A 13,958-nucleotide genomic window follows, 5' to 3' on the forward strand; every position below is an offset into this window, starting at 1 on the left:
GGAACCCCCAGGACGAACCCGAGTCAATCCGCCGCACCAGATATGTGCATGCCCTAGTGCGAACGCAGGGACCCATACCGCGTGATTTATCGGTTGCGGATGGTCGCAGTACCGAATTCCGAATCTTCGCCAAACGTCACCCTGTGGTTATGGGTCCCTGCGTTCGCAGGGACGAAACCGAGGGTGTGGATATGCCTGCCCAAAGAGCGCGCCCTACGACGCCCTGACCTGCCAGAAGCGCAGCGTCCGCTTTGCATTCTCCGGCGTCATCCGCGCAAAGTGCCCTTGCGCTCTTGCAAGATCGGCCGGCTTCATGGCGCCTGTGGCAAAGCGGCTTTCGAGCACGGCGGTTGTGGTCTCCCAGCTGAGCTGCGCCGCCTTGCACGGCACCAGCAAGCCGTCGTCGCGCAGGCTCTGCATCAGCGGGCGGATCACCTCGACGGTTGATCCGGACAATGCGGCCAGCGCCGCGGCGGTCTCTTCATAGCGCCGCTGCGCGGCGAAACCGAGCAGCGTCGCTTCGCTGAGCTGGCCGGTCGCCTTGAGCATTGCAATCGCCCGCTTGGCACCTTCGAAATCGCGGACGCCCGACATCTCGCGATCGACACCGACGGTGACGGCGGCGATCGCGCTCTGGATTTCCTCGAACAGATGCGGCGGCGCGCGCGACAGCAGGCGGGCGCGCACGGCATCGCTGGCCGAGCGCAGCAATCGACGGCGCAGTTCCGACGGCAGGTCGACGCGGACGCCGACGCTGACGGCAAGTTCGGGATCGGCCTCGGCTTGCCCGATTATGACGGCGAATCCGTTTCCGGAGACGCGCGCGCCGGGATTGGCAGCGAGCCGCCGGTTGACGCTGGGATAGCGGCGCGCCAGCAAGGCGTCGGTGACGATTTCCTTCAACCACCAGCGGCCGGCGATCGCCAGCAGATGCGGCTCGCCCTTGGATGATGCGATCTTCACCAGCTCGCCGTCGTCGAGGCGGGCGGATTCCTGCAGCACGGGACCGGCGATGCGGATCTCGTTATTGCTGGCGAGGCGGCGGATTACCGAAGGCGGTGCCTGCGCGATCGGCGCCAGCTGCGCGCTGATCTCGGCGAGCGCGATGCGAGCGCCCATGTCGGCAAGGGCGCGAAGCTCGATGGTGCCGATCAGGCGCTCGAGCACCTCGTCGAATAGCGCGATCTGCTCGTCGTCGAAACTGCCGGCAGAGGAGAGGAACAGGTCGGTGACGCGCCGGGCCGTTTCCAGGCCCTTTTCCGCCGAGCCTGCGCGAATCGCGGATTCGACCTCTTCGATGATCGATAGCTCAGCCTTGGACATCACGCCTTGCTCGTCCTGAGCGGTTACAGAAGCTTGTTCTAAGCAACCGTCATCATTAGCGCCGAGCGCTGAACGTTTCGTAAACCATGGGCGGAAGGCGAGTGCCGACCCTCATCCTCAGGAGCCCGCAAAGCGGGCGTCTCGAAGGATGGCCGCGGGCGAGATGCGGGCCTTTCTTGGCGGCCTGCTCACCCTGAGGGTCTAAAAGATTATTCCCCGTTCCAGCCGCAGGCGCGGAGCTTTTCGTGCATGTGGGGCGGGGCCGGCGCCACGACGCGGACGGGCTCCTTGTTCCGGGAGATCGGCACCACGATCTCGCGGGAATGCAGATGCAGCTTTGGCTCGCCGAAACGCGGGCCGTTGCCGTAAATGTTATCGCCGAAGATCGGCCAGCCGGTCGCGGCCGAATGCACCCGCAATTGATGGGTCCGCCCGGTCACCGGTTCCATGGCCAGCCAGGTGAAACCGTCACCCCGGCCCATTACTTTCCAGTTCGTGATCGCCTTCTGTCCCTCAGGATCAGGCTTCTGCCACCAGCCCCGTTCGGCGTTGAGCCGGCCGAGCGGCATGTCGATGGTGCCCTCGTCCTCGGCGGGGCCGCCCTCGACCACGGTCCAGTAGGTCTTGCCGATCTTGCCATGCTTGAAGAGGAGGCCGAGCGAGGCCGTTGCCTTGCGGTGGCGGCCGAGCACGAGGCAGCCGGAGGTGTCCTTGTCCAGCCGGTGGGCGAGCACCGGCGGCCGCGGCAGGCCGAAGCAGAGCGCGTCGAACGAGGCCTCCAGATTGGCGCCGCCCTTGGGACCGCGATGCACCGGCAGGCCGGCCGGCTTGTCGATGATCAGCATCAGCCCGTCGCGATGGAGCACGCGGGCCAGAATTTCATCGGCCGTCAATTGGGGAACATCGAGCAATTGCAAGACTTTCGGTCAAGACTTTCGTTTGGCAGCCGGAACGGCTAACACACCCCCGCCATGAACGATACCACGTCAGATCCCCCCAAGCTGAGCTGGTGGCGCCGCCTGTCCAACGGGCTGAAGCGCACCTCGTCCTCGCTCGGGACCGCGGTCGCCGACCTCGTCACCAAGCGCAAGCTCGACCGCGCCATGCTCGACGACATCGAGGACGTGCTGCTGCGCGCCGATCTCGGCACGTCAGTCGCGGTGCGGATCGCGGACGCCGTCGGCACTGGACGCTACGACAAGGCGATCTCGGCGGACGAGGTCAAGGACGTCGTCGCCACCGAGGTCGAGAAGGTGCTGGCGCCGGTGGCAAAGCCGCTCGAGATCGATACGGCCAGGAAGCCGTTCGTGATCCTCGTGGTCGGGGTCAACGGCTCGGGCAAGACCACCACCATCGGAAAACTCTCGCAGAAATTCGCCTCCGAAGGCCGCAAGGTGATGCTGGCCGCCGGCGACACGTTTCGCGCTGCGGCGATCGAGCAGCTCAAGGTGTGGGGCGAGCGGACGAAGACGCCCGTGATCGCAGGCGCGCAGGGCTCGGATTCGGCGAGCCTTGCCTTCAACGCGCTGACGGCGGCGAAGGAGCAGAATATCGACGTGCTCCTGATCGACACCGCCGGCCGGCTGCAGAACAAGGCCGAGCTGATGAACGAGCTCGAAAAGGTCGTGCGTGTGATCCGCAAGGTGGATGACACTGCGCCGCATGCCGTGCTGCTTGTGCTCGATGCCACCGTCGGCCAGAACGCGCTGTCGCAGGTCGAGGCCTTCCATCGCACCGCCGGGGTCACCGGCCTCGTGATGACGAAGCTCGACGGCACCGCGCGCGGCGGCATTCTGGTGGCGCTCGCGGAGAAGTTCAAACTGCCGGTGCATTTCATCGGCGTCGGCGAAGGCGTCGACGATCTCGCGCCGTTCACCGCGCGCGACTTCGCCCGCGCCATTGCCGGAATCGAAAGCTGAAGAATGGACAAGACCCAGCCGCATCCGCTGTTCAAGCTGGCGACCGAGCTCGGGCCGCTGCTCGTGTTCTTCTTCGTGAATGCGAAGTTCAATCTGTTCGCGGCGACCGGCGCCTTCATGGTCGCGATCGTGGCGGCGATGGTCGCCTCCTATGTGGTGACGCGCCACATTCCGATCATGGCGATCGTCACGGGCGTGATCGTGCTGGTGTTCGGCACGCTGACGCTGGTGCTGCACGACGAGACCTTCATCAAGCTCAAGCCGACCATCATCTACGGCCTGTTCGCTGCGATCCTCGGCGGCGGCCTGTTGTTCGGCCGCTCCTTCATCGCCGTCATGTTCGACCAGATGTTCAATCTGACGCCGCAGGGCTGGCGCATCCTCACCCTGCGCTGGGCGCTGTTCTTTGCCGGCATGGCGGTGCTGAACGAGATCGTCTGGCGCACCCAGAGCACCGACTTCTGGGTGAACTTCAAGGTGTTCGGCGTGACCCCGTTGACCATGGTCTTCGCCATCGCCCAGATGCCGCTGACCAAGCGCTACCACCTCGAGCCGGCGTCGCTGGAAGCGAGCGAGGCGGACGCGGGGGATGTTAGGAAGGGGTAAGCTCTCGTGTCCCGGACGCGCGAAGCGCGAGCCGGGACCCAGGCTCTTTCCGGCAATGCAGCCGTGGTGAGATGGGCCCCGGCTCAGCAGCGCATCGATGAAGGATCGCTGCGCTGCGTCCGGGGCACGAGCTGCCTTACGAGCCCGCCCCCAGCGCCTTCTCCATCTGCGGCAACAACACGTTGCGCAGATTGTCCGGCGTGATCGGGCCGACCAGCTTGTAGACGATGGTGCCTTCGCGGCCGACGACGAAGGTTTCGGGCACGCCGTAGACGCCCCATTCGATCGAGGCGCGGCCGTTGGCATCCACGCCGACGCGACCGAACGGGTTGCCGTAGCGCCCGAGGAAGCGCCGCGCATTGTCGGACGCGTCCTTGTAGTTGATGCCGACGAGCTGGAAGCGCTTGTCCTTGGCGAACTCGGTCAAAAGCGGCGCCTCGTCATGACAGGGCACGCACCAGGATGCCCAGACATTGACCAGGCTGACCTTGCCCTTGAACGCGGCGGGATCGAGGCCCGGCACCTGCGAATTGTCGATCTGCAATCCCTCGAGCGGCGGCAGCGCCGTCTGCGGCGCGGGACGACCGATCAGCGCGGAGGGAATCCGCGAGGGATCGCCGCTGCCGAGCCGGAACCAGAACAGCAGTGCCAGTGCGATGAACGCAATCAGCGGCAGCACCATCAGGAAGGTGCGGCGCTGCGGCGCTGCGGAGGTCGATTGCTCGTTCATGATGCGTCCATGGCGCTACGGCCGGAGCGGCGGGTGATGCCGCTGCGGTCGAGCTCGCGCAGGCGCTGCGTCTGGTTGCGATAGTCGAGCACGATCCAGCCGATCAGGATCGCGACCACGAGGGCCGCTGCGGCATAGGACGTCACGATGAAGGATGCATAGGGACCGAGCGACATCATCCTGCGGCCCCAATTTCTTTCGACGCGTTTTGTCCGCGCGAACCGGCGCCCATTTCGCTCGAGAATGCGACCCGGCTCGCCTGCATCATTTGCAGGGACCGGACCCGGCGGCGCAGGATTTCATTGCGCATCGCCGCCAGATGCAGCGTGACGAACAGCAGCGTGAAGGCGATCGCCATCACCAGCAGCGGAATCAGGAACGATTTGTCGAGGGCCGAGCCGCCCATGCGCATCACCGAGGCCGGCTGGTGCAGCGTGTTCCACCAGTCGACCGAGAACTTGATGATCGGCAGGTTGAGCGCGCCCACCAGGGTCAGCACCGCGGCGGCGCGTGCGGCGCGCGAGGGATCGTCGACGGCGCGCCACAGCGCCATCAGGCCGAGATACATCAGGAACAGGATCAGCACCGAAGTGAGCCGCGCATCCCACTCCCAATAGGTGCCCCACATCGGCCGGCCCCACAGAGAGCCCGTCAGCAGTGCGAGGAAGGTGAAGGCGGCGCCGATCGGCGCTGCGGCCTTGGCGGCGACGTCGGCGAGCGGATGCCGCCACACCAGCGTGCCCAGCGAGGCGATACTCATCACGCCCCAGACGAACATCGACAGCCAGGCATTGGGCACGTGGATGAACATGATCTTCACGGTCGCGCCTTGCTGATAGTCGTCGGGCGCAAGCGCGATTTGATAGAGACCGATTGCAAGAAGGAGCACGGTCGCGGCCGCGAGCCACGGCAGGACCCGCGCTGTCAGCGCGAGGAACCGCGTGGGGTTGGCGAGGTCGATCAGCGTCATGGTACCCTGATAATCATCGGTGGCCGCTCAGGCAATCAGCACGAAAGCGAGGGACGAAAGTTGATCGGGGTCAAGGTCAGTCCAGCGCATCTCAGTCGAGCCCGTGCCGCAGGCTCGCTGCGGCTGCGAAGGGGCCAATCACGAGGCTGATCAGGGACAGCGCGCACAGGATCGAGAACGGTGCGCCGAACGACATCGGACCGACGATCACGGCCTGCGAGGCCGCAACCCCGAAAATCAGCACGGGAATCGACAGCGGCAGCACCAGCACCGCCATCAGCAGCCCGCCGCGGTGCAGGGTCACCGCCAGCGCCGCGCCGATCATGCCGGTGAAGGTCAGGGCCGGGGTGCCCGCCAGCAGTGTCAGCGCCACCGCGCCGGTCGCGACCATGTCGAGGTTGAGCAACAGGCCGAGCACGGGGGTTGCGACAATCAGCGGCAGGCCGGCGGCCAGCCAATGCGCCAGCGCCTTGGCGGCGCAGGCGAGTTCCAGCGGCGTCCGGCTCATCGTGATCAGGTCGAGCGAGCCGTCCTCGTGATCGGCCATGAACAGCCGGTCGAGGGTGAGCAGGCTCGCCAGCAGCGCGCCGAGCCAGAGGATGGCCGGCCCCAGCCGCGACAGCAGCGCCAGGTCCGGCCCCACCGCGAACGGCATCAGCACCACCACGGTCAGGAAGAACAGCACGCCAATCAGCGCCCCGCCCCCGACGCGGAGCGCGATCCTGACGTCCCGGCGGACGAGGGCGGAGAGGGCGGTCATGGGGTGACTCCCGCGGCGAGGCGGCTATGGGAGCCCGGCTCCCGCCACAGGCACACTGCGCTCCCTCCCCCCTTGCGGGGGAGGGCGGGGGAGAGGGGTAGCCCCGGATGAGATACTCGTTTGAGGTGAGCCGCCAGCAACAAAACGCCTGCCTCAGCAACGCCAGAACCGACAGGTCTTGCCGTGTGGCACCCCTCTCCCTGACCCTCCCCCGCAAGGGGGGAGGGAACGGAGAGGCCGGGGGCCAGCCGCTCGGAAAGCTGAGGGTCGTGTCGCCTCACGCCACACCCCCGATCCGCAGCTCCCGCGAATCGATCCCCAGCGGCGCATGGGTCGCCGCGACGATCAGGCCGCCGCGCGACAGGTGCTCGCGCATCAGGCCGCCGAACATGTCCTGGCCGGTCACGTCCAGCGCATTGGTCGGCTCATCCAGCAGCCAGACCGGGCGGCGCACGGTCAAAAGGCGGGCCAGCGACAACCGGCGGCGCTGGCCGGCCGACAGGAAGCCGGCGGGGAGGTGGGTGGCATGTTCGAGCCCCACCGTGGCGAGGCTCTGGGCGAAGTCAAGACGCTCTCCCCCAAGGAAATCGGCCCAGAATGTCAGGTTTTCGGCCACGCTGAGCGCAGGCTTCAGGGCATCGCGATGGCCGAGATAGTGGCACTGCTCCGGCAGCGTCATTTCAGCGTCGCCGCCGTCCAGTACGATCGTGCCGCCCGCCGGAACCAGCAGGCCCGCGATCAGCCGCAGCAGCGAGGTCTTGCCTGACCCGTTGCGGCCGACGACCGCCACCGCTTCGCCGGCGACGGCCTCGAAATCGAGCCCGGCAAACACCTCGCGGCCGCCGCGCACGCAAACGATCCCGCGTCCAGACAGCTGCATCTTGCTTCGTACCACCCCGCTCAAAGCCGGGCCTCAGGAAAACTTGGGGTAGCGCATGGGAATTTTTGGCTCGCGAATGCTGCGGTACGATTGTGGCTGTGGCGGCGCGGTTAGAAAGCTTCTATAAGCCCGGAACTACTTGATGCAGCAACTCAACCTGCCCCTGCAAGCGGCCCAGCCTGATACGCTGACGGTGTTAAAATACCCTGCCGGGTATAACTAACAATTGGGATTCCTACATGACCTCGCTCGACAGCTTCAAATGCAAAAAGACCCTCAAGGTCGGCGCCAAGACCTATGTCTATTACAGCCTGCCCACGGCCGAGAAGAATGGTCTGAAGGGAATTTCCAAACTTCCCTATTCGATGAAGGTCCTGCTCGAGAACCTCCTGCGCAACGAGGACGGCCGCTCGGTCAAGAAAGAGGACATCGTCGCGGTCTCGAAATGGCTGCGCAAGAAGTCGCTGGAGCATGAGATCGCCTTCCGCCCGGCGCGCGTGCTGATGCAGGACTTCACCGGCGTGCCCGCGGTGGTCGACCTCGCCGCGATGCGCAACGCGATGCAGAAGCTCGGCGGCGATGCCGAGAAGATCAATCCGCTGGTTCCGGTCGATCTCGTCATCGACCATTCCGTGATCGTGAACTTCTTCGGTGACAACAAGGCTTTCGGCAAGAACGTCGCCGAGGAATACAAGCAGAACCAGGAGCGCTACGAGTTCCTGAAGTGGGGCCAGAAGGCGTTCTCGAACTTCTCCGTCGTGCCGCCCGGCACCGGCATCTGCCACCAGGTCAATCTCGAATATCTCTCCCAGACGGTCTGGACCAAGAAGGAGAAGATGACGGTCGGCAAGAAGACCGGCACCTTCGAAGTCGCCTATCCCGATTCGCTGGTCGGCACCGATTCCCACACCACCATGGTCAACGGTCTGGCCGTGCTCGGCTGGGGCGTCGGCGGCATCGAGGCGGAAGCCTGCATGCTCGGCCAGCCGCTGTCGATGCTGCTGCCCAACGTCGTCGGCTTCAAGCTGAAGGGCGCGATGAAGGAGGGCGTCACCGCGACCGACCTCGTGCTCACCGTGACGCAGATGCTGCGCAAGCTCGGCGTGGTCGGCAAGTTCGTCGAGTTCTTCGGCCCCGGCCTCGACAATCTCTCGGTCGCCGACAAGGCGACCATCGCCAACATGGCGCCCGAATACGGCGCGACCTGCGGCTTCTTCCCGGTCGACGCCGCCGCGATCGACTATCTCAAGACCTCCGGCCGTGCGGCGCCGCGCGTCGCGCTGGTGCAGGCCTACGCCAAGGCGCAAGGGCTGTTCCGCACCGCCAAGTCGGCCGATCCGGTGTTCACGGAAACGCTGACGCTCGATCTCGCCGACGTCGTGCCGTCGATGGCCGGTCCGAAGCGTCCCGAAGGCCGCATCGCGCTGCCGTCCGTCGCCGAAGGCTTCTCGCTTGCGCTCGGCACCGAGTACAAGAAGGCCGAGGAACCCAGCAAGCGCTTCGCCGTCGAAGGCAAGGACTTCGAGATCGGCCACGGCGACGTCGTGATCGCCGCCATCACCTCCTGCACCAACACCTCGAACCCGAGCGTGCTGATCGGCGCGGGCCTCCTGGCGCGCAACGCCGCTGCGAAGGGCCTCAAGGCCAAGCCGTGGGTGAAGACCTCGCTCGCCCCGGGCAGCCAGGTCGTGGCCGGCTATCTGGCCGATTCCGGTCTGCAGAAGGATCTCGACAAGGTCGGCTTCAACCTGGTCGGCTTCGGCTGCACCACCTGCATCGGCAATTCAGGTCCGCTGCCTGAGGAGATCTCGAAGTCGATCAACGACAACGGCATCGTCGCCGCGGCCGTGCTCTCCGGCAACCGCAACTTCGAAGGCCGTGTCTCGCCGGACGTGCAGGCGAACTACCTGGCCTCGCCGCCGCTGGTCGTCGCCCACGCGCTCGCGGGCAGCGTCACCAAGAACCTCGCGGTCGAGCCGCTCGGCGAGGGCAAGGACGGCAAGCCGGTGTACCTCAAGGACATCTGGCCGACGACCAAGGAAATCAACGCCTTCATGAAGAAGTTCGTGACCGCGTCGATCTTCAAGAAGAAGTACGCCGACGTGTTCAAGGGCGACACCAACTGGCGCAAGATCAAGACCGTCGAGAGCGAGACCTATCGCTGGAACATGTCTTCGACCTACGTGCAGAACCCGCCTTATTTCGACGGGATGAAGAAGGAGCCGGAGCCGGTCACCGACATCGTCGAGGCGCGCATCCTCGCCATGTTCGGCGACAAGATCACCACCGACCACATCTCGCCGGCCGGTTCGATCAAGCTCACCTCTCCGGCTGGAAAATATCTCAGCGAGCACCAGGTGCGTCCCGCCGACTTCAACCAGTACGGCACGCGTCGCGGCAACCATGAAGTGATGATGCGCGGCACCTTCGCCAACATCCGCATCAAGAACTTCATGCTCAAAGGCGCGGACGGCAACATCCCCGAGGGCGGTCTCACCAAGCACTGGCCCGACGGCGAGCAGATGTCGATCTACGACGCCGCGATGAAGTACCAGCAGGAGCAGGTGCCGCTGGTGGTGTTCGCCGGTGCCGAATACGGCAATGGCTCCTCGCGCGACTGGGCGGCCAAGGGCACCCGCCTGCTCGGTGTGCGCGCCGTGATCTGCCAGAGCTTCGAGCGCATCCATCGCTCCAACCTGGTCGGCATGGGCGTGCTGCCGCTCACCTTCGAGGAGGGCACCTCCTGGTCGTCGCTCGGCCTCAAGGGCGACGAGAAGGTCACGTTGCGTGGCCTGGTCGGCGACCTCAAGCCGCGCCAGAAGCTGACCGCGGAGATCGTCTCCGGCGACGGTTCGCTGCAGCGCGTTTCGCTGCTCTGCCGCATCGATACGCTGGACGAGCTCGACTACTACCGGAACGGCGGTATTCTGCACTACGTGCTGCGCAAGCTCGCGGCCTAAGCGCGAATTTGTGAACGGTGGCTCACCGCGACGTGAGTAGAAGGTTAAACGAAGGCGGCCTATCACAAGGCCGCCTTCGTGCGTTTGCGGCATGCTCCAGATGGGCCCGCCCGGCGGAAAACCTCCTTTCGGACGGTTGGCCTGGACGGTCGAGTGTGTCGCGCCCCGTAAGACTACGGTGACCATCCGGCGATAAGATCTCCCTTTCCACGAGCAATGGTGTGCGGCGTTCGACATGACAACAATGACGGCTTCTCATCTGGTTTCACGTTGGTCCGGTGCCCTCTGGTCGGGAGCTCTCGGCATCTGTGCGATCGTCGCCGTCATCCGTCCGGCGGAGGCCGATCCCCGCGCCGTCGTCGAATTGTTTACCTCGCAGGGCTGCTCCTCCTGCCCGCCCGCCGACCAGATCATCGGCGATCTCTCTAAAGACCCGTCGATCATCGCGCTGAGCATGCCGATCGACTATTGGGACTATCTGGGCTGGAAGGACACGCTGGCGGATTCGCGCTTCTCTGCACGGCAGCGTGCTTATTCGCGCATGCGCGGCGACCGCGAGGTCTACACGCCGCAGGTCGTAGTCAACGGCTCCACCCATGTCATCGGCAGCGATCGTGCCGGCATCGAGAGCGCGATCGGCAAGACTGACAAGGGCACGGGTGTGATGAGCGTGCCGGTGACGATGTCGCTCGCGGGCAAGCAGATCAACGTGTCGGTGGCGGCGAGCAACGAGCCGGCCGTCTCGCATGGCGAGGTCTGGATCTGCTCGATCGCCAAGTCGGTCCCGATCGCGATCACTCGCGGCGAGAATCGCGGACAGCAGGTCACCTATCACAACGTGGTGCGCAACCTGCTCAAGGTTGGCGACTGGACCGGGCGTTCAGAAAGCTGGACGGTGCCGATCGAGAACCTCACACGCGACGGCGTCGACGGCGCGGTGGTCTATGTCCAGGACGGCAGCCGCGACAAGCCCGGCACGATGCTGGGCGCGGCCTACACGTCGCTGCACTGATTTCAATTCTCTAGCGTCGTACTCACTGCCACCCTCATGGTGAGGCGCGCGCCCTTGCGCGCGTCTACCGGACGATGCTTCGCATCGCCGTGAGAACAATGCAGGCCCCGCTCACGCAGCTCGGCCTCGATCCTTCGAGACGCCGCGCGAAGGACGCGCGGCTCTCGGGATGAGGGATGAGATTGTTGGCGCTGATGAGAGAAGAATTTCGTCGTGCCAGAAACATCCCGACACAAACAAAAAAGGACCAACTTGCGTTGGCCCTCCTTGTCGCGCGTACAGACCCGATCCTGTTCGACCCCGGGGGGCTGGGGGCTGAGGAATCCGGAACCGAAAGGACCGGGTCAACGCACGTGAGTCTTTTCGCAATGCAGGGCGGCAGTCGCTAGGCGGAAAAGCGGCGAGAGTATGATTCCTGCTAACGATCCCGTGACGGTTTGCCGCGAGGGAGTTCCACCATAGCGTGTGCTCCGATTCGTAACCGATTCGACCGGTTGAATCAGGAGCCCCTTGCGGCGCTGGCCGGTTGGCGCAATCATGCAGCTGTCATGATCCAGGTTCCGGGGACGGTCTTCGCGGATTCGGGTCATGCCGTGCGATGAGGAAGCGCTCCATGAGTCTGTCGGAGGATACCGATCCGAGCGAGCTGCGCGCGGCGGCGCGCCCCGCCGCGGCGACGACGCAACTGAGCCGGGTGACGTTCAACCGGCTCGAGCTGCACCGTATTCTCAATCTCTACGGCCGCATGGTCGCCGACGGCGAGTGGCGCGATTATGCCATCGACTTCCTGAGGGATCGCGCCGTGTTCTCGGTCTATCGCCGTGCCTCGGAAGTGCCGATCTACCGCATCGAGAAGGATCCGCGGCTGGCGCGCAAGCAGGGCATGTACAGCGTGATCTCGGCGACCGGCCTGATCCTGCGCCGCGGCCACGAGCTGGAGCGCGTGCTGCTGGTGATCGATCGGAAGCTCGCGGTGGTATAGCCGCACAAACGGTGCCGTAGGGTGGGCAAAGGCGCGCAGCGCCGTGCCCACGTTCTTTCTCTATCGCTGGGAGATGGTGGGCACGCTTACGCTTTGCCCATCCTACGAGGCCTACTTCCCCGGCACCGTCTTCGCGCCCTCGCCGAGGTCGCGCTGCATCATCACCGTATCGAGCCAGCGTCCGAATTTCAGCCCGACATTGGGATGCGTGCCGATCATCTTGAAGCCGCCCCTGGTGTGCACGCCGATCGAGCCGGCATTGGCGGAATCGCCGATCACCGCGATCATCTGGCGGAAGCCGCGCGCCTCGCATTCGGCGACCAGCCGTTCCAGCAGCTTTGATCCGACACCGCGGCGGTGGAAGGAGGGATCGAGATAGATCGAGTTCTCGACCGTGAAGCGGTAGGCCGGGCGCGGGCGGTAGGCGCCGGCATAGGCATAGCCGGCCACGCGGCCGTCGAGGATGGCGACAAAATAGGGATAGCCGCCGTCGACCAGCGCGCGATAGCGGCGAGTCATCTCCACGAGGTCAGGCGGCTCCAGCTCGAACGTCGCGGTGCCCTCGCGGACGGCCTGCTGGTAGATGGCGGTGATGGCGGGAAGGTCGGCCTCGGTTGCAGGCCTGATTTCAGGTTCGGACATGGGGCAAGATTAGAGCCTTCCCGCTTCTGCTGAAAGGGGCAACTGTGTTGCCACACCCGTCATTGCGAGCGCAGCGAAGCAATCCAGAAATGCATCCGCGGAGGGACTCTGGATTGCTCCGTCGCAAGGGCTCGCAATGACGAGGAGAGGCCAAGGCTCAAACAAAAACCCCGGCCTTTCGGCCGGGGTTCGTGTCCGTTCGTCCTGGTCTATCGCTTAGTCGCGCTGGCCGAGGAGCTGCAGCAGCAGCGTGAACAGGTTGATGAAGTTCAGGTACAGCGACAGTGCGCCGGTGATGGCCGCACGCTCTGCGATGTCCCCGCCGGCCGAGGCGTAGCCGTAGATGTAGTCGTTCTTCAGCCGCTGGGTATCCCAGGCGGTGAGGCCTGCGAACACCAGCACGCCGACCACCGACACGATGAACTGCAGCATCGAGCTCGCCAGGAACAGGTTCACCAGGCTCGCGATGATGATGCCGATCAGGCCCATGAACAGGAACGAGCCCATGCCGGTCAGGTCACGCTTGGTGGTGTAGCCATAGAGGCTCAGCGCACCGAATGTGGCCGCGGTGATGAAGAACACCCGCACGATCGAGGTGTGCGTGAACACCAGGAAGATCGACGACAGCGAGATACCCATCAGCGCCGCGAACACCCAGAACAGGATCTGGGCGGTCGAGGGAGCCAGACGGTTGATGCCCGCCGAGATCACGAACACCATGGCGAGCGGCGCCAGCATGAACAGCCATTTCAGCGGGCTGACGAACATCGCGTAGCCGAACGGCGTCAGGAACAGCTTGCCGACGCGGACGGCGTCCGCGGTCGGGACATCGGTCACGGCAGCCATGTAGACGCCGAGCGCGGCAAGGCCAGTGATGGCCAGGCCGATGCTCATGTAGTTGTAGATGCGCAGCATATAGGCGCGCAGGCCGGCATCGACCGTCGCGGCGTCAACACGCCCGGCGGCCCTGCCGAAAGGAGAAGCGTAGTTACGGTCTAGGTCCGACATGGTCGAATTCCCGTTGGTTGGTCCGGTCCGGCACGAGGGTCGCCATGCCGCCGGTTCGTCAAACTCTATCTCGGATACCGACGCCAACCGACTAAATTTTGGCTAACAATCGGGGCTCCGAACCCATTCGATATGTGGGAAACTAACACATTCGCTGCAACCTTCC

At 64.9% G+C, this 13,958-nt stretch carries 14 protein-coding genes; 5 read left to right on the forward strand and 9 right to left on the reverse strand.

Going from position 1 to position 13,958, the window contains the following annotated elements; all coding sequences use genetic code 11:
• Positions 1-213 precede the first annotated feature (213 nt).
• A complete protein-coding gene (locus XI04_RS08540; protein ID WP_028139240.1) occupies positions 214-1,323 on the reverse strand; it encodes a DUF2336 domain-containing protein in 1,110 nt (369 codons plus the stop codon).
• 209 nt (positions 1,324-1,532) lie between these two features.
• Positions 1,533-2,234, reverse strand: a complete 702-nt coding sequence (locus XI04_RS08545; RefSeq protein ID WP_028139239.1) for an RluA family pseudouridine synthase — start codon at positions 2,232-2,234, stop codon at positions 1,533-1,535.
• Between the two features lie 60 nt (positions 2,235-2,294).
• On the opposite strand from XI04_RS08545, the gene ftsY reads away from it, so the two are divergent.
• Both ftsY and XI04_RS08555 read left to right on the forward strand, forming a co-directional pair.
• Entirely contained in the window at positions 2,295-3,242 is a 948-nt protein-coding gene (gene ftsY, locus XI04_RS08550) for a signal recognition particle-docking protein FtsY (RefSeq protein ID WP_028139238.1), read from the forward strand.
• A 3-nt stretch (positions 3,243-3,245) separates the two neighbouring features.
• The gene (locus XI04_RS08555; protein ID WP_028139237.1) at positions 3,246-3,848 is read left to right on the forward strand and encodes a septation protein A; all 603 of its coding nucleotides are present in this window, start codon (positions 3,246-3,248) and stop codon (positions 3,846-3,848) included.
• A 136-nt stretch (positions 3,849-3,984) separates the two neighbouring features.
• On the opposite strand, the gene XI04_RS08560 is transcribed toward XI04_RS08555, so the two are convergent.
• The 5 genes from XI04_RS08560 to ccmA form a co-directional block, all read right to left on the reverse strand.
• Entirely contained in the window at positions 3,985-4,578 is a 594-nt protein-coding gene (locus tag XI04_RS08560) for a DsbE family thiol:disulfide interchange protein (RefSeq protein ID WP_271610681.1), read from the reverse strand.
• Positions 4,575-4,757, reverse strand: a complete 183-nt coding sequence (gene ccmD / locus XI04_RS08565; protein ID WP_018318888.1) for a heme exporter protein CcmD — start codon at positions 4,755-4,757, stop codon at positions 4,575-4,577. The genes XI04_RS08560 and ccmD overlap by 4 nt, the downstream gene beginning before the upstream one ends.
• A complete protein-coding gene (locus tag XI04_RS08570) occupies positions 4,754-5,548 on the reverse strand; it encodes a heme ABC transporter permease (protein WP_028139235.1) in 795 nt (264 codons plus the stop codon). Before XI04_RS08570 ends, ccmD begins: the two co-directional genes overlap by 4 nt.
• Positions 5,549-5,639: 91 nt before the next feature.
• Entirely contained in the window at positions 5,640-6,308 is a 669-nt protein-coding gene (gene ccmB, locus XI04_RS08575) for a heme exporter protein CcmB (protein ID WP_271610680.1), read from the reverse strand.
• A gap of 277 nt (positions 6,309-6,585) precedes the next feature.
• Complete coding sequence (gene ccmA / locus XI04_RS08580) at positions 6,586-7,188, reverse strand: heme ABC exporter ATP-binding protein CcmA (RefSeq protein ID WP_095425484.1); 603 nt, start codon at positions 7,186-7,188, stop codon at positions 6,586-6,588.
• A gap of 239 nt (positions 7,189-7,427) precedes the next feature.
• Here ccmA and acnA point away from each other — a divergent pair, with 239 nt between their 5' ends.
• The 3 genes from acnA to XI04_RS08595 all read left to right on the forward strand — a co-directional run bounded on the left by acnA (position 7,428) and on the right by XI04_RS08595 (position 12,142).
• Entirely contained in the window at positions 7,428-10,148 is a 2,721-nt protein-coding gene (gene acnA, locus XI04_RS08585; protein WP_028139232.1) for an aconitate hydratase AcnA, read from the forward strand.
• 235 nt (positions 10,149-10,383) lie between these two features.
• The gene (locus tag XI04_RS08590) at positions 10,384-11,160 is read left to right on the forward strand and encodes a DUF1223 domain-containing protein (RefSeq protein ID WP_028139231.1); all 777 of its coding nucleotides are present in this window, start codon (positions 10,384-10,386) and stop codon (positions 11,158-11,160) included.
• Positions 11,161-11,773: 613 nt separating this feature from the next.
• A complete protein-coding gene (locus XI04_RS08595) occupies positions 11,774-12,142 on the forward strand; it encodes a DUF2794 domain-containing protein (protein WP_028139230.1) in 369 nt (122 codons plus the stop codon).
• A gap of 111 nt (positions 12,143-12,253) precedes the next feature.
• Here the strand turns inward: XI04_RS08595 and XI04_RS08600 are convergent, their stop codons facing one another.
• On the reverse strand, positions 12,254-12,784 hold the full coding sequence (locus XI04_RS08600; RefSeq protein WP_028139229.1) for a GNAT family N-acetyltransferase: 531 nt from the start codon (positions 12,782-12,784) through the stop codon (positions 12,254-12,256).
• 216 nt (positions 12,785-13,000) lie between these two features.
• A complete protein-coding gene (locus XI04_RS08605; protein WP_028139228.1) occupies positions 13,001-13,792 on the reverse strand; it encodes a Bax inhibitor-1/YccA family protein in 792 nt (263 codons plus the stop codon).
• Positions 13,793-13,958: the final 166 nt, after the last annotated feature.

The organism is Bradyrhizobium sp. CCBAU 11430 (genome assembly GCF_028128855.1).
Taxonomy (GTDB): domain Bacteria; phylum Pseudomonadota; class Alphaproteobacteria; order Rhizobiales; family Xanthobacteraceae; genus Bradyrhizobium; species Bradyrhizobium ottawaense.